At 55.2% G+C, this 23,441-nt stretch carries 12 protein-coding genes; 6 read left to right on the forward strand and 6 right to left on the reverse strand.

What is annotated here, in order from left to right:
* The first annotated feature begins 57 nt into the window (after nt 1-57).
* Together ZBT109_RS11740 and ZBT109_RS11745 are read left to right on the forward strand one after the other, a co-directional pair.
* The gene (locus ZBT109_RS11740; RefSeq protein WP_027706376.1) at nt 58-3,912 is read left to right on the forward strand and encodes a non-ribosomal peptide synthetase; all 3,855 of its coding nucleotides are present in this window, start codon (nt 58-60) and stop codon (nt 3,910-3,912) included.
* A 191-nt stretch (nt 3,913-4,103) separates the two neighbouring features.
* A complete protein-coding gene (locus ZBT109_RS11745; RefSeq protein WP_027706377.1) occupies nt 4,104-7,970 on the forward strand; it encodes a non-ribosomal peptide synthetase in 3,867 nt (1,288 codons plus the stop codon).
* Between the two features lie 93 nt (nt 7,971-8,063).
* On the opposite strand, the gene gap is transcribed toward ZBT109_RS11745, so the two are convergent.
* A complete protein-coding gene (gene gap / locus ZBT109_RS11750; protein WP_027706378.1) occupies nt 8,064-9,071 on the reverse strand; it encodes a type I glyceraldehyde-3-phosphate dehydrogenase in 1,008 nt (335 codons plus the stop codon).
* Nucleotides 9,072-9,724: 653 nt separating this feature from the next.
* On the opposite strand from gap, the gene glk reads away from it, so the two are divergent.
* The 4 genes from glk to ZBT109_RS13930 all read left to right on the forward strand — a co-directional run bounded on the left by glk (nt 9,725) and on the right by ZBT109_RS13930 (nt 13,526).
* On the forward strand, nt 9,725-10,684 hold the full coding sequence (gene glk / locus ZBT109_RS11755; protein WP_027706379.1) for a glucokinase: 960 nt from the start codon (nt 9,725-9,727) through the stop codon (nt 10,682-10,684).
* A 3-nt stretch (nt 10,685-10,687) separates the two neighbouring features.
* A complete protein-coding gene (locus ZBT109_RS11760) occupies nt 10,688-11,581 on the forward strand; it encodes a D-hexose-6-phosphate mutarotase (RefSeq protein ID WP_051524252.1) in 894 nt (297 codons plus the stop codon).
* Nucleotides 11,582-11,831: 250 nt separating this feature from the next.
* Entirely contained in the window at nt 11,832-13,097 is a 1,266-nt protein-coding gene (locus tag ZBT109_RS11765; protein WP_027706381.1) for an APC family permease, read from the forward strand.
* Between the two features lie 24 nt (nt 13,098-13,121).
* Nucleotides 13,122-13,526, forward strand: a complete 405-nt coding sequence (locus ZBT109_RS13930; RefSeq protein WP_179949536.1) for a hypothetical protein — start codon at nt 13,122-13,124, stop codon at nt 13,524-13,526.
* A 357-nt stretch (nt 13,527-13,883) separates the two neighbouring features.
* Here ZBT109_RS13930 and ZBT109_RS11775 read toward each other — a convergent pair whose 3' ends face one another.
* The 5 genes from ZBT109_RS11775 to ZBT109_RS11795 form a co-directional block, all read right to left on the reverse strand.
* Nucleotides 13,884-15,125, reverse strand: coding sequence for a PucR family transcriptional regulator (locus tag ZBT109_RS11775; protein ID WP_027705581.1), 1,242 nt, complete (start codon nt 15,123-15,125; stop codon nt 13,884-13,886).
* Entirely contained in the window at nt 15,122-16,375 is a 1,254-nt protein-coding gene (codB, locus tag ZBT109_RS11780; RefSeq protein WP_027705580.1) for a cytosine permease, read from the reverse strand. Before codB ends, ZBT109_RS11775 begins: the two co-directional genes overlap by 4 nt.
* 333 nt (nt 16,376-16,708) lie before the next feature.
* Nucleotides 16,709-17,983 carry an acid phosphatase gene (locus ZBT109_RS11785; protein ID WP_027705579.1) on the reverse strand — a complete coding sequence of 425 codons (1,275 nt, stop codon included), beginning with the start codon at nt 17,981-17,983 and terminating at the stop codon, nt 16,709-16,711.
* A gap of 317 nt (nt 17,984-18,300) precedes the next feature.
* A complete protein-coding gene (locus tag ZBT109_RS11790) occupies nt 18,301-19,254 on the reverse strand; it encodes a hypothetical protein (protein ID WP_027705578.1) in 954 nt (317 codons plus the stop codon).
* Between the two features lie 18 nt (nt 19,255-19,272).
* Complete coding sequence (locus ZBT109_RS11795) at nt 19,273-22,989, reverse strand: toxin VasX (protein ID WP_027705577.1); 3,717 nt, start codon at nt 22,987-22,989, stop codon at nt 19,273-19,275.
* Between the last annotated feature and the right edge of the window lie 452 nt (nt 22,990-23,441).

Consider the following 23,441-nt stretch of genomic DNA (forward strand, 5'->3'; position numbering starts at 1 on the left):
TAATTTTCGATTAAATATTCTACAATCGCAGGTGTTACTCATAAGGAACATGAAGTGATGCCTGACTACCACCCCACCACCCGCTCCCAAAAAGAAGTTTTTCTTGCGCTCACACAACTAAAGCATTCTCGTTTCTATAACCTTGTTGACACAACGGTTATCAATGGAGATCTAGACATTGAGCGTTTCCGCCATGCTATCAACGCTATGTCGGAAGACCTGCCCTCCCTCAGGACGAACGTGCTGTACCATGAGGGCGACATCGTCTACGAACTGCGCCATGAACGCCTTGAACTCGAATACATCGACCTGAGTAACGACCCGCAGTGCGAGCAGAAGACCCGGCAACTGATAGCGGGCTATTTGGAATACGACTTCGATATCAGAAATGAAGTGCTGGCCCGCTTTGTCATTATCAAGCAGCACGAAAACCAGTGGTTATTTGTCGAGTACGGTAGTCATATTATTCTCGACGGCTGGACACATGCGTTGATGTATAACCGAGTCGTTAACTCCTACAATGGCGAAGAAAACAGCGTTCCTTATACTATTGATGACCTTATCACCTGCGAGCAGGCTTACGTCTCAGGCCCTGACTATCAGCGCGACCGCCAGTACTGGCGCGACTACTGCGCACAGCTGCCAGAGCCGCTGAAACTCTCGCACGATGACGCCCCCGTTGGTCCCCAGCTCCATCTTCACCGCCATCTGGATGCCCGCCTCGTTGAACGGCTGCGTGAGCTCGCCCTGACGCGCAAAGTGAGGATGTCATCGCTGGTCTTGGCCGCACTGGGCATTTTCCTCAGTAAGATGTCCGGTCAAAGCGCCTTCCGCGTCGGCCTGCCGGTTGCCGCGCGCATCGACAAACCTACGCGCAACGCGCCTGGCATGATGTCCACCATCCTGCCGTTCGGCTTCTCCATTCCCTCCGACGCCACGCTGGATAACGTGACGCATGACGTCAACCGGACACTGCGCCACCACCTAGTGCACCAGCGCTACCATTCCGAAGAGATGATCCGCGATGTGCCTCCTGAAGAACGGGGACACGCGCTGTTCCACACCACACTGAACGTGCTGGCCTACGAGCAGGATCACTGCTTCGACGGCTGCTCCGTTTCTTTCCGGAATGAATCGAACGGCTATACGGCCAACCTCGCCTTCGAGATATTCGATCGCTCGCCCGACGGTGCCATCGAATTCGGTATCGCTGCCAACGGCAACCTCTACAACGAACGCCACCTCAACCGCTACTACGAACGCTTCCTGCTTCTGCTGAATCACATTCTGGAAGCGCCCGAAAAACCGGTTAAGGACTATTCACTGCTGAGCCATGAAGAGTGGCAGTCGTACGAAGCGCGTGCCGCACGCCCGCTACGCCACTTCGATACCTTCAATGCCTATCTTTCACGGCAAGTGCAGACACACCCTGATACCGTGGCCGTGAAAGATGGCGATGACGTCATCACCTATGCAGAACTGGCTGACCTGTCACAGCGTCTGGCCGGGCAGCTGACACGCCTGGGTATCCAGCACGGAGACATGGTTGGGGTGATGCTGCCGCGCAGTGTTGACTGGGTCGTCTGCGTTATTGCGCTCTATCACCTCGGGGCGACCTACCTGCCGCTCTACGGCAACCTGCCCGATGATCGTCTGCGCTACATGCTAGAAGACGCCGAAGCACGCGTGGTGATCACGACTGATCCGCAGCGCCTGAAGACGCTGGCCGACGACGTTAAATCCCTCTACTTCGAACGTAGCGCGCTCGCTCAGGAAGCGCCCGTTGCCGCCACGGCGCTGACGCCCGATACCGGCGCTTACATGATCTATACGTCAGGCTCGACCGGTAAGCCCAAAGGGGTTCTGGTACCGCACGAAGGCATCGTCGACGAGTTCAATGCCATGCAGCGTGCCTGCGGCATCCAGCCGGGCGACCGCCTGATGCAATGCAGTGCCATGAGCTTCGACGTGTCCTGTTTGGAGATCCGTCTGGCACTGCTGTCAGGGGCCGGACTGGTTATCACCGACCAGAGCGTCATCACAGGCGACAGCCAAGCACTGGCCAACTTCATCAAGCGCAATGAAGTGACCCACCTGTTCATGACGCCTGCGGTGCTGGGCTGCCACTCGGCAGAGGCCATTCCCGCCCACATCACGATGTTCCTGACCGGTGAAGCAACGCCGAAAGCCCTGCTGGAACGCTTCGCGCACTGCAAGCAACTGATCAACCTTTATGGTCCTTCCGAAGCAACGGTCATCACCATCAACCCGCACTTCAGCGCACAGGACATGTCGCTGGGCAACGTCATCGACACCATGCAAATCTACGTGCTTGATGAACAGCGCCAGCTGATGCCGCCGGGCAGCACCGGTGAGCTGTTTGTGGCCGGTACGGGGCTGGCCAAGGGCTATATCAACAAGCCAGAAATGACACGCGAACGGTTCGTGCCGGACCTGTTCCGCCCCGAAGGTCGCATGTACGCCACTGGGGACCGCGTTTATCAGGATGATGCCGGACGCCTGTTCTACCTAGGGCGCAAGGACAATCAGATCAAGCTGCGCGGCCAGCGCATTGAGCTGGGCGAAATCCGCAACGCACTGCTGACCTGCCCGGGCGTCGAAGAAGCCCACGTACTGATCGAAGAGCGCGAAGCGGTCGGTCAGATTCTGGTGGCTTACATTCGCACCAATACGCCTTGCCCGCAGGAAGCGCTGAAACAGCAGTTGCGCAAGACCCTTCCGGTCTACATGGTACCCAACATCATCCACACGCTGCGCACCCTGCCGCTGACCCCCAACGGCAAGCTGGACATGCGACGCCTCAGTCAGTACATCGAAGAAGAAACGCAGGACGAAGAAGCGGAAGGCAGCAACGACACCAACAGCGCCGAAGCGGTGATCTGCGGCATCTTTGCCTCAGTGCTGCACACTCCTACGCCCGTCCATCCTGATCAGGACTTCTTCATGCTGGGCGGCCACTCGCTGCTGGCCTTCAAGGTGATTCATCAGGTTCAGGAAGCGTTCGGTGTCGAACTTAGCGTCGCCGACCTTATGGCGAACCCCACCCCGCGCGGCGTGTTGGCCCAGCTGTCGAGCGACCACCACTACGACCCGTTGATGCCGGTCCTGCGCCTACGCAGCGGTCAAACCGACCATGTACCAGTCATCTGCATCCACGGTGGCAGTGGCATTGGCTGGCCCTATGCCGGACTGCTGAAGTACTTCCCCGCCGACTGGCCGGTCTACGCTCTGCAGTCGGAAGCGCTACACGATGCCCACTATTCGCCCAGCTCCTTCGAAGAGGTGGCCAACGATCACTTGGCGCGCATCCGTAGCCTGCAGCCGCATGGTCCGTATCACCTCATTGGTTGGTCGTTCGGCGGACAGATCGCCCACATGGTGGCCACCATGCTGCAACAGCAGGGTGAAACGGTCGACAGCCTGGTGCTGATCGACAGCTACCCAACCAATGCGGCGGCGTTCATTCATGACCGTCTGGAAGCGGGTGATCCCGCTATGCGCCATACGGTACGGGAACGACTCGTACGGCTGATCTTCGATGGAGAAGAAGTACCCGTCGAGGAATGGGATGCCGCCGTCAACAAGCGCTTCAACATCGACGCCGAACGCAGCGGCAATCTGCTGGATTCAATACTGCGCGAACTGACACTGTCGATGGGCCTGATGAACCTCTTCCGCCCGCAGCACTATCAGGGCGATATGATGTTCATCGAAGCCAAGGAAGACGAACTGCGCGTGGAAGGACTGACCGCCGAAGCATGGGCACCATACGTCAGCGGCAAAATCAGTGCTTGCAAGGTCGATTTCCTGCATGAAGCACTGATGCAGACCGCGGCGCTAGAATGCTACGCCGACACACTTACCGCTTATCTGGCTGCTCGCATGACATAGCACGGACCTCGCCTTGCCCTTAAGCGCAGGCCATCAGCACACGATCAACACACATCAGGCCTGATATGTCTCATGAGACATGTCAGGCCTGCTACGCTTATGCAGATATTAATTATCACCTGATAAAACCTGCTCATAAGCCTTCATGTGAAGTGCTGGTTCTCACCTACGCCAATGCAAGGACGCATTCCATGCCTCATCGTGTCACGCGCTCGCAGGAAGAAGTTTTTCTCGCACACGCCCAGCTTGCGCGCTCCTCTTTCTACAACCTCATGGACATCATCACCATCACAGGGTCGCTGGATCCAGCGCGCCTGCACCGTGCCATCACACGAATGATGGGTGAAACCGATACGCTTAATTTCAACTTCACCTATCAGAACGGTGGCGTACGGCCAGTACCGCGCACCAACATCTTTCTGTTCGAGGAGTTGGACGTCAGTGCGGAAGACGATCCGATGGCAACCGCCCAACAGCTAATAGACGGTTTCATCCACGAAGACTTGGATATCCAGCGCGACGTCCTGCTGTATTTCCGGCTAATCAAGGTCGCTGCAGACACATGGATGATGGCCGAGTACTGCAACCATATCGCCCTCGACGGCTGGGGCCATTCTCTGATCTACAACCGCATCGTCGAACTGTACAACCATCCGGAAGCCGCTTCCTCTGCGCCGCTGGGCCAGCAGACCGACCTGAATGCCTGCGAGGCGCGCTACGCTAGCAGCCCCACCTACGAAAAGGACCGTACCTACTGGGCGGACTACTGTGACCAGCTGGCCGATCCCCTGCGGCTGTCCTACGATGATCGCCCTGCCAGCGAGCTGCTGCGCTTTCGTGCCCGCCTGAAAGGACCGCTGGAAGAACGCCTGCGTACACTGGCTGCCGAACGCAAGCTGCGCCTTTCCAGCCTGCTACTGACGATGTTCAGCATCTTTCTCGGCCGCATGTCCGGTCAGCCGCGTTTCACAGTCGGCATGCCCGTAGCCGCGCGCGTCGATAAGCAGGCCCGCAACATCCCCAGCATGCTGGCCAATATTCTGCCGATGGAAATCGTCACGCAGCCCGACGATACGCTGGATGATGTGGCCCGTCACATCAACCGCACCTTGCGCCGCCACCTACTGCACCAGTGCTACCGCTATGAAGACATGGTGCGAGACCGCGCCCGTCAGGGAGCCTCAGGCGCACTCTTCCACATGACCCTCAACGTCGTGGCCTACGATCAGGACCAGACCTTCGAAGGCTGCACCGTATCGTTCCAGAACGTCGCTAACGGTCCTGCGGAAGACCTTGGCATCGACGTATTTGATCGCAATCCCGATGGCAGTCTAGAAATTGGTTTCAATGCCAACGGCAGCGTTTATTCCCCCGAGCTGCTGCAACAGTACTATGACCGATTCCTGCTGATGGCCGAACGTATCACCGCCGCACCAGAGACCCCCATTGGTCAGCTATCGCTACTGACCGATCAGGAACTGGCCGCCATCCGTGACCGCGCTCAGCGCCCGCTTCCGCCGTTCGAAAGCATCAATGACCGCTTTGCTGCCGTGTGTGACGCTCATGGCGCACGAACCGCCATCGTCGCCGACGGTCGGCAGATCAGCTACGCCACACTGGCCCAGCACGTCAACGCCCTAGCCCACCGGTTGGCCGAGCAGGGTGTCCGTCAGGGCGACCGCGTAGGTGTCATGATGCCGCGCAGCATTGAGTGGGTCACCAGCCTGCTCGCGCTCTACCATCTGGGCGCGACCTATCTGCCCATCAATCCGGAACTACCGACTGCCCGCATCCGCTACATGCTGGATAACGCACAGGCACGTCTGGTGATAACCCAGCACCCTGAAGCCGTCCACGATATCGACGCCAGCATCGCTGCCTTTACCCTGCCCGATCTCTCAACGCTGCATGAGCATCAGCCCACTGCCGCACTGACACCTGATACCGAGGCCTATCTTATCTACACCTCCGGTTCAACCGGCCACCCCAAAGGGGTCATGGTTCCTCATCAGGGACTTGTCGATGAATACACCGCCATGCAACAGGCCGCCCAAGTAACGCCCGAAGCCCATGTGATGCAGTCCAGCGCGCTCAGCTTCGACGTGTCCTGCCTAGAAGTCCGCCTGGCGCTGCTGTCCGGTGCTACCTTGGTGATCGCTGATACCCCCGTGATGGCGGGAAGCAGTACCACCCTGCGTCAATTCATCGACCGCCAGCGCATCTCGCACCTGTTTTTGACCCCGAGCGTGCTGGCCTCTCACACCGCAGATGCCCTGCCAAACGACATCACTCTGATCCTGACCGGTGAAGCTACCCCACGCGCAACGCTCGAACGCTTCCAGCACTGCCGCCACGTGCTCAACCTCTATGGTCCATCAGAAGCCACCGTCATCTCGATTAATCCCCGCTTCAGTCCTCAGGACACCTCGCTAGGCCGCACAATCGACAGCATGCGCACCTACGTGCTTGATCCTCAGCAGCAGTTGCTACCCCCAGGCACGGTCGGTGAGCTGTATGCGGCTGGCAGTGGCCTTGCTACCGGCTATCTGGGCCAGCCCGATATGACACAGAAACGCTTCGTTGAAGATCTGTTCTGCCCCCAACAACGCATGTATGCCACTGGCGACCGGGTCTACCAGACACTAGACGGCCGCCTGCTTTACGTGGGCCGCAAGGATGATCAAATCAAACTGCGAGGTCTGCGCATCGAGCTGGATGAAGTACGCAATGCACTGCTGCAGTATCCCGATGTTGAAGAAGCGCACGTCACCATCGAGACTCACCCCGAGCATGGCCAACTGCTGGTCGGCTATGTGCGTGCGAATAGCGCCATTGCTCAGAACGCGCTCAAAGCCAGCCTGCGCCGCACACTACCGGGCTACATGGTACCCAGCATGATCCATACACTGGACAGCCTGCCGCTGACGGCCAATGGCAAGCTGGACAAGCGCCGCCTGCGCGACGTACTGGCCCAGCAACGCATCACGCTGGATACTCAGGCCGACGCCGCCAACGACCAAAAGATCACGGCAACGGAAGCCATGATCTGCGATATCTTCGCGTCTGTGCTGAAATGCCCGTCTCCCGTTGCACCAGATCAGGATTTCTTCCTGCTTGGCGGCCACTCGCTGCTGGCCTTCCAAGTGCTGCAACAGGTGAAGGCGGCCTTCGGCATCGAACTCAACATCGCTGAATTTATGGAGCACGCTACCCCGCGTGACGTCGTCAAGATGATCTTCAGCGACCACCAGTACGACTCCTTCGCGCCACTGCTGTGCCTGCGCCCCGGCAAGCCCGGACATACCCCCATCTTCTGTTTTCACCCAGCAGGAGGCATCGGTTGGCCCTATGCTGGGCTGCTGAAGTACTTCCCCGCGGAATGGCCGGTATACGTATTACAGTCCCCGTCGCTTAAGGACAGCGACTACCAGCCAAGCTCTTTGGATGCCATCGCGAGCGACTACATCACACGCATGCGCAGCATCCAGCCCAGCGGCCCGTATCATCTGATCGGCTGGTCATTCGGCGGCCATATCGCCCACACCATTGCCTCGATGCTGCAAGCAGAAGGCGAACGTGTTGATAGCCTAGCGATGGTCGACAATTACCCGCGTCCCAGCACCAAGTTCACCGCCGATGACGTGGTGATTCTCAGCCGACTAGCGCAAGCAGTGCTGAATAAGAAAGCCGAAGAGATCACCGATTGGGATGCCGACCTCAGCAATGCGATGGGGCTGCCCAAGACCCAGCAGAAGATCCTCGACATGGTGGTACGCGAGTTCAAGACGGCGCTGGGGCTGATGCAGAGCTGCAACATCCAGCATTTCGATGGCGACATGTTCTTCATTCGCGCCAAAGAAGACACCTTGCGCGATGCCGATCAAGTGCCAGCCATGTGGGCACCGCATATCAGCGGCGACGTGATCGTCAAGGAAGTGGGCTTCACGCACGAAGCGATTATGCAGACACGCGCACTGCCGTCGTTCGCTCCCGAGCTGACGGCCTATATCAAGATGCGCATCGACGCTGGCCGCGACAGCACCGCCGCAAGCGCCTGACCTTCGCGCAGATACAAAAAAACCCCGACCGAAGTCGGGGTTTTTTCATCACTATAAGTACAGGCTATGACCTTGCGGCCATGGGCACTGATCTTACAGGAATTTCTGCATCGCCAGAGCGTTGTCGAGCATACGAGTGGAGAAGCCCCATTCGTTGTCGTACCACGCCAGGATTTTAACCAGTTTGCCGTCGCTGCTAACGCGCGTCTGAGTCGCGTCGAAAGTAGAAGAGTTGGCATTGTGGTTGAAGTCAACAGAAACCAGCGGTTTTTCGTTAGTGCCGAGAACCGGAGATTTAGCAGCGGCTTCAGTAACGACTTTGTTGATTTCTTCAACAGAAGTTGCGCGTTTCGGTACGAAAGACAGGTCAACAACGGAAACGTTGATAGTCGGAACGCGAACAGCGAAACCGTCCAGTTTGCCTTTCAGCTGCGGCAGAACCAGAGCCACTGCAGATGCCGCACCAGTTTTGGTCGGGATCATGGAGTGAGTGGCGCTGCGAGCACGACGCGGATCTTTGTGGTAAACGTCGATCAGGTTCTGGTCGTTGGTGTAGGAGTGGATCGTGGTCATCAGACCTTCAACGATACCAATCTCTGCATCAATCGCTTTAGCAACCGGCGCCAGGCAGTTAGTGGTGCAAGAAGCGTTGGAAACGATGTGCATGTCGGACGTCAGGACGTCTTCGTTTACGCCGTAAACGACAGTAGCGTCAGCGTCAGCACTCGGGCCAGAGATCAGAACGCGTTTAGCGCCTGCTTCCAGGTGCAGAGCGGCTTTTTCACGTTTAGTGAAGATACCGGTGCATTCCATGACCAGGTCAACGTTCAGTTCTTTCCACGGCAGGCTAGCCGGGTCACGTTCTGCCAGGCAGACGATTTTGTCGCCGTCGACATACATTGCTTCTTCGTCGTGAGAAACGGAGAAGTTAAAGTGACCATGAGTGGTATCGTATTCGAGCAGGTGAGCGTTCAGAGCAGTGTCACCCAGGTCGTTGATGGCAACAACCTCGATGCGATCACGGTAGCCGTTTTCGTACAGTGAACGCAGGGTGTTACGGCCGATACGACCGAAGCCGTTGATGGCGACTCGCAAAGTCATCACTTCTCTCCTATTTAATGGACGGCCTGGCCACCATTGACCAAGTCGATTTTTCGCCACTACCGCTGGCGCTATTCGAAAACCCAGTGTCTGGATTAACGACGCCTGCCGCAATGACTTGAATGGCGGTGTCCGTAAAGCACGGATATACGAACGCCCTTTGCCTTGGTGACAAAGGCTACCCCAATAATGGGGGCATAGTCACCTGTTGCAAGGGGATTGTTCGCATACAGTCTTCAAGCATTTTCTCTGGATGCCGACCCTTATGTACACGTGGGCCAATGCATCCCGACGACCCCCAATGTGCACATCAACCAAAATAATGCCTCATCGAGGGGTGCTCCACGTCAGGAGGTGTGTCAAAATTAACCCAAGCCATCGAAAAAGTCAGTTGTTCGAAAGTGGGACATAAAGCCACGGCGGGCCGCTCTTTTCGCGTAAATGCTGGAGTTCCTGCCCTTTCCGGGCGATGAAATGGGCATTGGCTGCGACAAAAGCGCCCTTTTGGCTGCTAAACGGGTATTTTCATGTACTCCGTTGGTAGGACTCAATGGCCCTGACCTTGCTCATCCGGTAGTATCACGGAACATTCCAGGGCTCAGCCACCGGAACCTTGTGTGCAACTTCCGAATACCATTTCAGGAGTAACAGCAATGACTCGACCCGCTCTGGTGGGAGACATCGGCGGCACCAATGCGCGCTTCGCACTGGTGACACCAGGCGAATACAATCTCCACGACATCAAGAAGCTTCCGACAGCGGACTACAGCACGCTTTCGGAAGCGGTTCAGGCCTATCTCGAGATGGTGGGCGGTGAGCGTCCCCGCGAGGCGTGTCTGGCCTTTGCCTGCCCCGTTCATCACGACATCATCAAGATGACCAACAATCCTTGGACGTTCAGTAAGAGCGCCTTCAAGGAAGAAATGAAGCTGACCAACTTCAAGGCCATCAACGACTTCACCGCTCAGGCGCTGGGTCTGCCGCATATCGAATCCGGCGATCTGCACAAACTGGGCAACGGCACTAGCCAAGACGGCTGCGCGCGTCTTGTCGTAGGTCCGGGTACAGGTCTTGGTGTTGCCGGTCTGGCACCCAGCCAGCGTTTCTGGATCCCGCTGTCTGCTGAAGGCGGTCACGCCAGCTTCGCACCAACCGACGACTTCGAAATTGAACTCTTCAAGTGGTTCCGTCGTCGCTACAACCGTGTTTCCGTCGAACGCATCCTGTGCGGTCGCGGCATTGCGGACCTGTACGAAGCCCATGCTGAACTCGAAGGCACCAAGCCGCAGTTCGCGACACCGGCCGAAGTAACCACTGCCGCTCTGGCAGGCGATCGCCTTGCACTCGAAACCGTCATGCGTTTCTGCAAGATCCTCGGTGACGTTACGGGCGACATGGCACTGACCCTCGGTGCTCGTGGTGGTGTTTACCTGTGTGGCGGTATTCTTCCCCGCATCCTCGACCTCGTCGTGAAGAGTGACTATCGCCAAGCCTTCGAAAACAAAGGCCGTATGGGTGCTTACACTCGCGAAATCGCCACTTGGGTCGTTACGGCCGAGTGGACCGGTCTGTTGGGCGCTGCCGAAGCGCTGCACAACGAAGAGGTTGCTTGATCCATGTCTGATGCGTCGAATTCATCCACTTCTGCGTATGCACTGCCTGTTTCTCTACAAACACTTGTCGACGAAACGCAAGGCCAGCGTGATGCTACGTGGGAGGGACGCCAAGTACTGATCCTCAATCAGGTATGGGGATCACTGGTTCTGTCCCGCGAAGGGGGGCAGGTGTTGCATTTCGCTCCCCAGGGACAGGCACCGTGGCTCTGGATGAGTTCGACGCCCAAACCGCTTCCCGCCGCCATTCGGGGAGGAATCCCCCTATGTTGGCCGCGGTTTGGAGACGAGGCTTCCGATATCGACCTTCCCTTTCATGGGATCGCGCGCAAGATGTCCTGGCAGATCGATGCAGTGGACGGTGACGACGAGGGGGTAGAGATCCATATCTCGCCCGCCGAAGCCGTGGACCTACAGCTGTTCCCTCGTTGCGTCATTTTGGCCAGTGCACAGCGTCTGCGCGTTGAGTTGATTACCGAGCACCGTGGTACGACCCCGGTTCGTTTCACACAAGCGTTGCACACTTATCTGGCAGTCCAAGACACGCATTCCTGCCGCGTGGAAGGGCTGACAGGTGCGCGGTATATCGACAAGATGAAAGGCGGTCAGGAAGCCGACCAAGTGGGTGAACTGGTCATCAGAGGGCCACTGGATCGCATCTATCATTCGTCTGTCCCGCTGGTGCTCAATGACGGCCATCGCCGCCTGCGCATCGGTAAGGAAGGCAGTGATTCAAGCGTTGTATGGCACCCCGGTGTCGAAGGCCGTCCAGCCGACGTACCGGAAGCAGAACTCAACGGCTATCTTTGCGTTGAAGCGGCCTGTACACGCCTTGATCCGATCTGGCTTCCGCCGGGTGGCCAGCACCTGCTGGCACAAGAACTGAGTCTGGCGTGATCAAGGGCGTCCGCATGGGGCGTCCCCGCACTCACTGATCCGACTCCAAGAAACAGGCGCCATGTCCGTGACATGAGCGCCTGCTTCTGTATGTCCGCCTTTTAGACGCAGACACGTTCCACTACCCCACTACCTCCTCCCTCATACGATCTATTTCTTCCACAAAGCCGAGAGGCACCGTTTCACAGCGCTCTCTATCGCCTTATCATGTGGTGGATTCTCCCCTTCCTGCCGCAAGGATAGCCTTTCCATGCCCGCTTCCCGCCCGCTCATCCGCACACCGCAAGGCGTTGCGCTCTACATCGGTTCCGTGCTGGGAGGTGGCATTCTGGTGCTGCCCAGCCTAGCAGCAGGACAGTCAGGCCCCGCATCGCTACTGGCATGGACCATCGTGACCCTCTTCAGCCTTCCCGTAGCGCTACTGTTCGGCTTACTGTCAGCCCAACACCCGACCAATGGCGGCCTGAGCGACTTCGGGCGCGCGGCCTTCGGACGCCATGCAGGCAATCTGGCAGGATGGCTCTACCTGTTCGTGCTGCCCTTCGGACAGCCCGCTGTCATGCTGTCCGGCATGTACTACCTTGCCTATGTGCTAGGGCTGCCTCGTTCAGTCACGGTGTTATTGGCGTTTGGCGTGATCACCACGGCCGTGGTCGTCGCACTGGCGGGAAAGCGACTCGCAGCGCGAGTGCAGATGTTGATCGTGATGGCCATTGCGCTGATTCTGGCCTGGACCTTCTTCATCGGCATTCCTCATATTCGCCTGTCGCATTTCACCCCATTCATGCCGAACGGCATCAGCTCGATTGGCGCAACCGTTGCCCTAGTGATGTGGTCATACATCGGCGTCGAAAACCTCTCCTTTATTGCTGAAGACTTCGAAGACCCCAAGCGCGATATGGTGAGAACCGTGTTGATCGGCACCGTCCTCGTGACCGTGCTGTATTTGGGAGCGGCCTGTCTTACCATTGGCGTTTTATCGCCCGAACAGTGGGCGACAACCCGCGCCCCGTTTGCCGAGATCGCTCTTCAATGTGCGGGACATGCCGCGATGGTAGCCGTCACATGCGTTGGCCTGTTCATCGTCAGCGCCAGCGCTCTCGCATCTATCTGGGGAGGCTCCAACCTATGCGCATCGCTGGCCCATCAAGGCGCGCTACCGCGCATACTGGCCTACCGCATTGGTGGCATTCCTCGCCCCGCCATCGTCGCCATCTGGATAACCTACGCGGTCACCTTTACGGCCATTTTGCTGCTCGATTTCGATATCGATGCCATGGCACGTCTGGTCGGAGCATCAACGCTGTGCACCTATGTCATGGCGGCTGCATCAGCCTTAAAACTGATGACCCGATACCGCTTTCTGGCGTGGATCACGCTGATCCTGTCAGGCAGCGCCCTACCGTTCTTTGGCTGGACACTGCTACTGCCCGCCACAGTCACCCTACTCTATCTGCTGTACAGTCTTTGCCGTCGACACCCTTCATCAGTAAAAGAAAAAATCGCACGATCCTAGTCACTCAAACAGAAGAAGAACACCATGAGAACCAAAGCAACCATTGGCTTGAAAGCATTCAGCATCGCTATCGCATGTTCCTCGGCATTTGCATTTGCCCAGCAAACGCCTCCTGCACCGCAACCTCATCGCGCAACCCCCAACGCACAGACGCCCAGCAAGAAAGCGCAGAACCCCACGACATCGCACGCGCACAGCAACGACAGGGTACAGCCAAGCCACCACGGTGGTAACGGTGGTAACGGTGGTAACGGTGGTAACGGTGGTAACGGTGGTAACGGTGGTAACGGTGGTAACGGTGGTAACGGTGGTAACGGGGCTAACGGGGCTAACGGGGCTAACGGGGCTAACGGGGCTAACGGGGCTAACGGGGCTAACGGGGCTAACGGGGCTAACGGGGCTAACGGGGCCGATCATAGATACCGCTAATGAAGATGCCAGAACAATGAAGCTGCAAAAGTCCGCCATTGGGCCCGCGAATAGAGAGTGCACCTGAGTCAGCCCAAGACGCACCCGCTTCATTGATAAAGGCCAGGGCAGACACCCTGGCCTTCACATCCGCGACGTTACCACATCATCATTAGCTGTATGCGAGATGTTCCGGGCTACGGCGCATGATAATGCTGCCGTTTCGGGTGGACATTCTCGCCTTGGCATGACATCGCCGTACTCCTGCAACAGGCTTCAGCCTCAAGCCCGCCCACACCAAACGATACTCCCATAGCGCTATATCGGTTTCGTACTGTCCCAGCAGGGCATTCTCTTATGAGAATCGCCGCAAGGCCATCAGAATGACATCCACACAGGCATATGGTGAGACCAGCGACGGAAGATGAGGAGCGCAATAGAAGCGTTGAGCCGAAACTGAGCATCATTTAACGACTGCCCCGTCTGCTGCTCGATGCGCTGCACTCGCTGATAGAGTGTATTGCGGTGTATGCCCAAATGCTCAGCAGCCTTGATAAGGTTGCCGTTTTCCTGCAGAACCGCTTCCAGCGTCTCAATCAATTGAAAGGGATACTTACGATAGGGTTCATGCAGAACACCGATGATGTCCTTCATGAATTGGAAGATAAGGTTCTGATCATGAATGGCAGATAGTAGCTTCAGCACACCTATCTCAGCATAATCACACAGCCCACTCTGCGCTGGCATGGCCTGCGCGATGTCCAGAGCACGACGAGCCTCCATCAAGCCTTGGCTGAGCTGAGTCAGTGAATGTACCGGCGAAGACATTCCACCCCGCAGGATCAAAGGAGAGAACTCGGCCATGGCAGACTGCTGGAGGTGGTGGAGGAACTGCTTCTGTTGCTGAAGCCCTTCTGAGCGATCCTCCAACAGCAGGATGAAAAGTTCTCCCAACTCGATCAGCGGCATTTTTTCCTTGCGATAGATCAGGCTCTGCTTCAAGAAGTCACGCACATGCAAGCTGGCCTTCTGCAACGTTGTCTCTGCCTGATCTGGCGAAAGCGTATCGAACAGCACCTGTATATGAGCCAATCGCATGGCGATAATGCGATACGGCGCCTGCAACACTAGCTGAAGATGCTCGGCACGTTGACGGGCAATATCAAGGCTGGGGTATTCCCCGGTCAGCATTTGCGTCAGGATATCTCGCTGAGAGCGTCGCATTGAACAGTGCTGAACTAGGGCAGTGCCAATAATCTGAGTCACCAACACCATCTTCAATGAATAAGGCTGTTCGACCAGAGGAATACCCAGAGTATCTGCCAGAGAAATAACAGAAGCGGGAATGATCTTGATGAAATCATTTCCCGTCAGAATGACCATGCCAGCAATGCCTTTTTCATGGCCTTCGTGCAACAGACGCAGTAGGTTGCTTTCATCACGAGGATGATTGATGCCCGTGACGAACACCAGTTCTCCTCCCATGATCCATTCAGCAATGCCTTCGTTTTCTGCAACGTAGTACCAGCGCACACTTTTATGAACATTGGGCAAGCCCGCCCGCAGTGACATCGGCTCAAGCCCTTCAAGCTCAAGCACATTCAGAACGGTAAGACTCATCCTTGACTCCCCTTTTTGCAATTCACTCCGCACAGGCCCAGCACGATATAAGCTACCGCTGCGGCAGCAATTCCCACTACAGGCGCAACCCAAGGAGAAAGACACGACAACACGGCGCCTATGGCATAAGCCAACAAGCCCCGTATATTGAAGTTTGGCAACGTGACGTCCTCTAGCCGGGGATACCGTCCATGATGGAGTCCCCAGAAGTCCGCCATAATCACACCACCGATAGGCGGAATGATTACCCCGAGCAGTTTAAGAAAAGGCACCAGCAACTCGGATATACCTGCCACGGCCAGCAGAATCCCTGCAACAGCACTAAGAAGCGTCACGGGCACACGCCGGTCGGTACGCATAAGATGGCATGCTGCCGCTGCAACGTTATAGATAGTCGGTCCTTGGATCGTCCACAAGTTGAGGCAAAGCATCACGATAGCCATAAGAGATAACCCTTGTAGCATCATGACATCAACAATATCCGCATTCTGATACACGATGCCACACCAGCCACCAGCGATAATCATCAACCCATTGCCTGCAAAGAAGCTCAAAAACGAAGCGGCGACAGCGGCCCGGCCACAACGTGCAAGCCGAGACCAATTGGTGGACTGCGTTGCACCGCTTGCAAATGTGCCAAATACGATGGTGATAGCAGCCGACCAGTCCATGGGCTGGAGAGGAGCAATGTCAGTCAATGCCTGCCACCCTCCGGCGTGCTGAGTCGCTTTGATGATGGCGACGACCAACAGTGCCATCATCAAAGGCACCGAAAAGCACGACAGCACATTAAGTCCTTTGAAACCAACGATAGCGGTTATGCAAAAGCTCAGCCCCAAAAGCACCATCAGTGGGTATGCGCTCCACGCTTGCCATCCTAGCCAGGAGCACAATGAGTTTGCCAATGTCGCCGTACCCCACGCATACCAGCCAAGCTCAGCAATACACAGTGCAAAATCTGACAGCTTGCAGCCCACTTCGCCAAAGCAGAAACGCCCCATCAATACGGCACTCAAACCGCTACGCGCCGAAATGAAGGCAAGGGCTCCGGCGTATGCAGCAAGTAATATATTGCCGACAACCGCAACCCATAGCATGTCCCAAAAGGAGAAGCTCATCCCCACTTTGCCGCCAGCAAACATAGTGCCAACGAAGAACGTGAAGCTAAACATTACTATAAAGATAGGGAATAAGCCTTTGCGTTCATTTCGAGGAACTTCACATAACGTAAACTCTGTAGATTGAGACATGCCCCTTTACCTTTTTTCTATTTTATGTTCAGCATTTTTTAAATACTGATCTAAATGACAGCATTGACTTCATAATCCAATAAATACAAGGCAGTTTACATACAATAAAGTAGATATACTGCACAATAATGCGCGAGTCATATGCAACGCATCGTATCGCTTTATTAGTTTCTGAATGAGTTCTATCCTTTATATAACCATACTCATTTTCAAACAAAATGGATATTCTTAAGAATTATGCCTGTGCCTATATCATCAATAATGCCCAATAAAAAGGGGGAGGCTAAAAGCCTCCCCCTTTTTATTGGGTAACGTCTTACCGGTAGCGCAGCATCACCGATGAGCTGCCGCCTGCTGTTTGCCCTTGGCGATAGCGTCGACAAGGTTGATGCGCTGCCAGAAGTTAGCGTTTTCACCGCCGTCTGACAGGGCATAGCCGCTGTCGATACTGGTAGATACCAGCAGCTGGCGACGCTGTTCGGCACTCAGCTGGGGAAGCGGTGCTTCCAGCAGGACTTCAGCCCCGGCCGGGACCGTCACTGGTTGCGCCGTCTCATTCACTTTGGGCAGACCGTAGGTCATCGTATAGCGATAAAAATTGCGCATTTCGGGGCGAGTGTAAGGGTCATTCTGTGGAACAGGCTTAGCACAACTTTCCAGCGACATGCCGCATTCCTTTTCAAGCGCGGTACGCACCTGCTGACGCGCTTCATCGAATTGCTTGCGCCAAGCGGGATCATTCATCATGTCGGCGATATGGTGTTCAACCACCATGCGCGACCCCATCACATCAAGCGGATAATGGACACCCAGCACGACACGGGAATAGCCATAGCGCGCGCCTTCTGTTACCAGCGGCTCGAAGCGTTCCGGCAGCATTTCAGCCATCAGCAGCGCTGCCGTGTAACCAGTATTGGTATGGCCACTGGGGAAGGCCGCTCCATCTACCGTGTAGGTACGATTGTCGCGGTAAACAATGTCATCCTTGACCGGCGTTATCGTATTGCCAGGCTGAAGGAATGGGCGCGGATAGTTGAAGTGTTCCTTGGCAACGGAGGTACTGATCGTCGATGCATCAATCAGAGCCGCCGCTTTGCTGATTTCGCCAGACTGATAAGCCCGCAGGAAAGCACCACCCAGCTTCGGCCCCATCGGCGCCGCCAGGAAATACAGATAGTGGTCACCATCAGCATCGACCAAAGCCTGCCGTGTCACAGCAGGAGATGCCGCATGATGAATGGCTTCAACAGTGTGCAGGTTACGATCAAGAAGCGACTGCGGAAGCTGAGAGAAGCCTTTTAGCAGCTCAATACCCTGTCGCTGGCGTTCGGCCACGTTCATGTCGTAGCCGCTGGCCTTGAACCACTGCTTGTCGACGGGCGGGCGAGCCTGGTTTTTGTCCACACCGGGTACAGCACCCAGTGTCTTACGCAGCAGATCGACTTCTTGCTGCTTGAGCGCATGCCACTGCGGCGCACTTACTGCATCAGAGGTCGTCAGAGCCTGCGCCTCGGGCAGCGGCGCAGCGGCTACGTTCTTGGCATGCGAGGATACAGCAGCTACGGATGAACAGCAGGCAACAAACAGTAGAAAGGCTTTGAAACGCATGGAGAGAAGCTCCTGTCATGAGCATTACGCGGGATAGGGACTACCATGCCGCGGGCACATGACAGGCAGATGTCACTTGCATGACGTCTATGTTTCAAAGCGATGACGGTTTTATGACACCCGTACACATAGCGGCGCTTCCTCGTATGCCGTGCTAGAAGACATCATCTTAAGGACTACGATAGCCTGAGCGATAGAAATGATACTGTTGCTGGCAGCCCTAGAAGCGCGCCGAAGCGGATACAAGGGCGTGGTCCACATGGCATTAATATAAGAGAAGAGTCTAAACTCCCTCATCGGCAATGATCAGTAATGATTCATTCGTTATCGTTGATATGCGCTTGAATGGGGAAGTCTTCACCATTGCGGTAACCCGGACGATAGGAGCGGTGCTGTTCCTGCCACAGCCATGAACGCTTGAGCGCGGTATTGATCTGCTCTGGGGTCATTGACGTGGCCATACGCTGTTTGTCTTCTTCACGGGCATCGCCACCCAGATCGTAGTACATATAAGCCTTTACAAGATCCTGGGGCACAAGATGGCCTGTTTCATAGAGTTCGCCCAAGACGTCCCCATCGAACTCACGCTCGTTGAGCAGAATCCCTTCAAGAAGAGCGACCCCTTTTCTATCGTTGGACTCGATCAGCACCCGACCCAACATCTTCTGGTAATCGTTTCTGTCACTCTCATCACTGTCACGTTCATAACGACTCGCGTCATCCGTTCTGTCAGCCAGTGTCCGAAGCCGAGCATTAAGCAGCCTGATTCCGTTTTGCAAGGCGATGCTGGCCGCCTTCAGATCAGGGTGAGCCTTGAAGTAACCGAAGGCATCATAGCGACCGGCGTAGACGTTCGCAGAACGAATGCAGGCCTTCAGGACGCCCTCCATGCACGAGGATTGAAGAAGCGATGCCCCACGTAGATAGTCACCGTCCGTCCTATCGCCTTTTTCTTCCCATAACACTCGCTTCGCCTCTAGATAGCGGGCATAGGGATAGCGGGTGATAGCGCCAAGTAGCCCCCCAGCGCTGTTAGTATCGACGCGGATCTCACCGTCTGCTGTCTTGGCGCCGTACAGATAGGCCTGCCCCAGTTGCATCCTGCACGAATCACTTCGCGCCGCGCAGGCTTCTAGCGCAGAGGTACTCATGCGCGAAGTGCGCTCGTACATATCATCACCTTCGTCGGCCCACGCGGGAGACACGCCCAGCCAGTGCCCGGTAGCCAAAGCGGCCACAGACGATAACAGAATCACGCACTTACGGATCATTGTGATGCCTCTCTTGTGCTAGTTCTTTCTGCCTTCACCCATGACGAGTACCAACGTGTACTGTGACTCTACGGAATCGTCTTCCGTCTGCACCGAAAATGCCATAACGACATTCTTCTGACGAGCGCTCTCGGTAAGCTCCACAGTAAAGTCCTCTTTGATCTTTATGTCATGCTTGCCAGCCGTGATGTTCTCAAAGCAGACGACCTTATCCTTTGCATAGGTTCTTTCAACATTGTTACCGTCCCTGACCACCAGAAAGTTGCCTCTGTTGGACACTCGGCCATTGACGACAGAGGCGCCGAGTTTCAACGCCTTGGTCGCATTGAGGCTATCGTTGTCACTGGATGGCTTGGAATCGATCACCAACTTGGCAACGTTCTGCTCGCTGTCGACAAGATAGAGGTACTGCGTACTGCTGCCCTTCTGGGACAGGAAAGCAGAGCCATTGAAGGCGCGAGGAAACGCCATCGTGACGGCCACATGTTTCTTTTCCTTCGAAACGGTCATGACCTTGTATTCCGTTCCGAGAATGAGGCCCGCCCCTTCCGAAGCGGCCTCGGATTCCGCTAGCACTTCCATCCACGACTTCTCTTTCTGAGTCTTCTCACGCAGCGACTGCTCGCTGGTGATGGAGGCCGTGAAAAGAATGCCTTTCAAGAGCATGGACAACGCATCCTGTTCGGCCTGCATAGAGGTGAACGGGCGGCCCGGAGCGGTATCCCCTTCCTTACCGAACTTACTTCGACGCAGCCAGTTCTGAATATGTTCAGGCACGATCCTGTTCACATTAAAGAAGAACAGTACCGCGATGGCAGCAAGTGCGATAATCGCGCCGAAGAACAGGCTGCTTATGAATAGCCCCAGTACGATGGAACTGACGAAGGAGATGCCGGTAGCGGCCATCTTCTTGTTGTAGTCCTCGGATAACCCGCCCGCATTGTAGATATCAACGGCTTCGACCGTTCCCTTGACCGCATCATAGACGGCCATGAGGGAGACGAAATGCCCAAGAGCCTTGGAAAACAGCATTGCCTTCTCCGCCGTCAGTGCCAGACGCTCGGCACGCTGAATCAGCACAGAAGGCAAGGCCGCCTCGGCCGTAAGCGAGCGTTCAACGGCGCTTTCTGCCGCCTTGGTGAACTGCCACGAAATAACTTCCGACAGGTTCTGCACGGCGCTCAGCAGGCTGGAGATCAGTTTCCACAGCGATGAAAAGTCATCTTTTTCCCGATAGGTATCGACAGCGCTAATTAGCGAACAGATACACCCCACCTTGATCAGGGACGCGCTGAAGAAGTTCACCTTGCTCATGGCTTTCATCTGAGCTTCGTATATCTTCTTCGGGCCTTCGTTCATCGCATCAACGCCCTTCGCTCCCATAATTCCTTCAATCCGGTTTGCCGTATCCTGATCGAAAACCATGTACATTCTTACTTTCTTGTTGGAGTCGCTCTCACTGAAATGATAAGCGCCACCGACCGTCTGGCCTTTGTCGTATAACCTGACATGATTGCTGCTTGCCACCTCGTTCTTGGCCATGGCCTTGTTGATAATGGTGACGTACTTGTTTGCCTCCGCCACCGTGAACTCGGCCTCAACCATCTTGAAGAGCGGCGCACTGTTGCCATAGAAGGCCTTGTTGACGGTATTGCCAAAGTTATGCAGCTCAAGCAGCCTTTTCTCGTATTTCAGAATAACCGCAACAGACCGCTTGCCTGTTGAGATACCGGTCTCCATTTGCTTACCAACCTGATTCACTAATAGCGAGCTGGTCGCATTGAGTGAAGCATCGTGCAATGTCTCGAAGGCCTTGAACGTCGTGGTGAACGGCATCGTCTTCACTTCGAAGATGCCCTTGTAGTCCTTGCTCTTCATTTTCGAAAAGAACTCTCTGACCTTGGCGACGTTCTTTTCTACCTTGGCCAGCAACTCAACGTTCAGTCCTTCTGCCGGCCCCCACAGCCTGCCCTTGCTCTCTTTCTTCTCGTAGCTGTCGATGGCCTGCTTTACATCCGTGAAGACAACAGCACCATTCAGGGAAAGCCCGCGGTCAACCAGGCTATCGCGTGTTACCAGCAGGCTGTCCCATAGATGCTGACTTGAGCCACTCAGAATGCCATTTCGCAGAATGTCTGCGATGATCTGGGTGACACAGCCACAGTGGAATGGATCCGTTGTATCGTATTTATCAAGGTCGTGAGAAAGGCCGTTCTTGACCCATAGCACATAGTCGGAATCGAAGCTGATGGAGAGCTTTCTCGCCTCTTCGTAAGCTTTTTCGAAGAGCGCCTTTACTCCCTCCCAATCCTCACGGACGATGTAATCGTTCAATATCTCGTCGTTGGCGTCCTCGGTATGCTCGACAGCCTGGGCCTTTCGCTTATTCCACGCCTGCTGATAGGTCCGCAGCGACTCCCGAGCCCAGACCTTCTCATTGCCATATTTGAACTCTTCGCGCGCTCTCCTCTCCGCCTGCTCCTGCGGCGAGAGTGATGCGCTATCCTGCATGGCGCTCCCTATCTTGTCGCTGGCGTTCTTATCGAAGTTATTGTAATCATCCAGCGCTTCCCGATAGGTCTTGCCCTGACAAGCTTTCCATTCAAACGCACTATTACAGTCACTTTCCGTCAGCGTGAAGTTCGCCGGTACGCCCGGCGGCAGCAGCTCTTTGTCATACATATTGGAGGGATCAAGAGACGTCGCCATCAGCTCTCTCAGGCGATCAACGGCAAGATACCAGCGGTAGTTGCGCTCGTTCAGAGCGTAGCTGCCTTTGTTGGGCACCCTCATTCCATGCGTGTGAGCACCTGCGCTGTAGCGGTGACGCACTTCTTTATCGGCTCCTTCATCATCCGGTTTGAGCTGCTCGGCAAAGCCATATGCGGCGGACTTTCGGTATAGATCAAGCTGCCTGATGATGCCTGCCGCATCAGGTACCGCCACGGCATAGCCTGAAACGGGAGTGCCTGCTGAGGCATCGAAGGCCTTGATCAGACTGCTATAGGTGTCTCTGTCGCTGTTCTTGTAACTCGCATATTCCGCCGGATTCTCGAAACGGCCTATTTCCAGATCGTTCGCCAGCAAGACACAGGGATTTTCTTCACTATATTCGATGGCGTGCTGCTTAATCTCATCTTCAGAAAAGCAGAATGGCGACGAGGCCATCGCGCTTATTTTGACCTGCTGCATGTGCTTGGCACGCCACTCCGGGTGCTCGGCCATCCAGTTCAGACGGGATACACTGAAAGGCGCTTCGATGAAGATGAGGTTGATCATACGATCCGTCTTCTGATCGCTGAGGGCGACAAGGCTCGCAATCGTATAGTTCAGATCATTGGTGCAGCTGACCTTTTCTGACGCTTTTGGCTTGCCGGCAGGAAACTGGGTCAGCTCACCGTTGTTCCCTACCGAGTAGCACAGCCAGTGCGCGTGCTGAGGGTGCTCATCGTAAACATACAGATAGCCATCCCGCAGTTTGCGCAGCACATACCAAGTGCTGGGTGACTTGCTGGCCAACTTGCCATCAGCGTCGACCAGCTTGTCCAGATGAATATCGGTAAAGGCGTTGATGCGGTTCTGGGGAAGCGCCTGATGCTTTGCCCGTGCATTGCGCGAGACGGCATAGCGAACAGGGAGGAACGCCAGCCCTTTGCGATTGCAGTGGTCACATCCCCCATGCGCGTCGACAGAGGTACATGTTGTATTGACGACATTTCCGATATTCTGAGCCATTGCAACGTTCTCTTCGCTTGAGCTAGCTGACGCCCATCATTTTTATGAATAACACTTATAATAATAGCAACACACACAAACCACTATATTTATTCAATCATATTGATCATTTTAAACACGTAGAGTTCAGCGAAAGAACGTTCCATATAGGAACTGCTCTATAACCATTTACACGTTGAAAATATCCTTCCTTATTTCTAACGACTTCTGTTTATATTTCCAAAACGAAAGTGCTCACAGCAAAAGAAAGACAGCATGAGACATGGGGGTATCACAGCAACATTTAAAGCAAACTACTAATGTTTTTAATAATTATAATGAGAGCCATATATTGAACGAAATACTCGTCAAACAATTACATATTTTATTTAAAATACCAGAAAACAAAAGCCAAACAACACATCATATAAATCATCAAAAACATTAACCTAGCATAGCTTATAGAACATTCT

Origin of the sequence: Zymobacter palmae (assembly GCF_003610015.1) — a bacterium.
Lineage (GTDB): Bacteria > Pseudomonadota > Gammaproteobacteria > Pseudomonadales > Halomonadaceae > Zymobacter > Zymobacter palmae.

Excerpts from the sequence above, each read along its gene's own strand:
- ZBT109_RS11765 (WP_027706381.1), top strand. The coding sequence starts at position 11,832 with ATGCCCGCTTCCCGCCCGCTCATCCGCACACCGCAAGGCGTTGCGCTC.
- ZBT109_RS11790 (WP_027705578.1), bottom strand. The coding sequence starts at position 19,254 with ATGATCCGTAAGTGCGTGATTCTGTTATCGTCTGTGGCCGCTTTGGCT.
- gap (WP_027706378.1), bottom strand. The coding sequence starts at position 9,071 with ATGACTTTGCGAGTCGCCATCAACGGCTTCGGTCGTATCGGCCGTAAC.
- ZBT109_RS13930 (WP_179949536.1), top strand. The coding sequence starts at position 13,122 with ATGAGAACCAAAGCAACCATTGGCTTGAAAGCATTCAGCATCGCTATC.
- ZBT109_RS11795 (WP_027705577.1), bottom strand. The coding sequence starts at position 22,989 with ATGGCTCAGAATATCGGAAATGTCGTCAATACAACATGTACCTCTGTC.
- glk (WP_027706379.1), top strand. The coding sequence starts at position 9,725 with ATGACTCGACCCGCTCTGGTGGGAGACATCGGCGGCACCAATGCGCGC.
- ZBT109_RS11745 (WP_027706377.1), top strand. The coding sequence starts at position 4,104 with ATGCCTCATCGTGTCACGCGCTCGCAGGAAGAAGTTTTTCTCGCACAC.
- ZBT109_RS11775 (WP_027705581.1), bottom strand. The coding sequence starts at position 15,125 with ATGAGTCTTACCGTTCTGAATGTGCTTGAGCTTGAAGGGCTTGAGCCG.
- ZBT109_RS11760 (WP_051524252.1), top strand. The coding sequence starts at position 10,688 with ATGTCTGATGCGTCGAATTCATCCACTTCTGCGTATGCACTGCCTGTT.
- codB (WP_027705580.1), bottom strand. The coding sequence starts at position 16,375 with ATGTCTCAATCTACAGAGTTTACGTTATGTGAAGTTCCTCGAAATGAA.
- ZBT109_RS11785 (WP_027705579.1), bottom strand. The coding sequence starts at position 17,983 with ATGCGTTTCAAAGCCTTTCTACTGTTTGTTGCCTGCTGTTCATCCGTA.
- ZBT109_RS11740 (WP_027706376.1), top strand. The coding sequence starts at position 58 with ATGCCTGACTACCACCCCACCACCCGCTCCCAAAAAGAAGTTTTTCTT.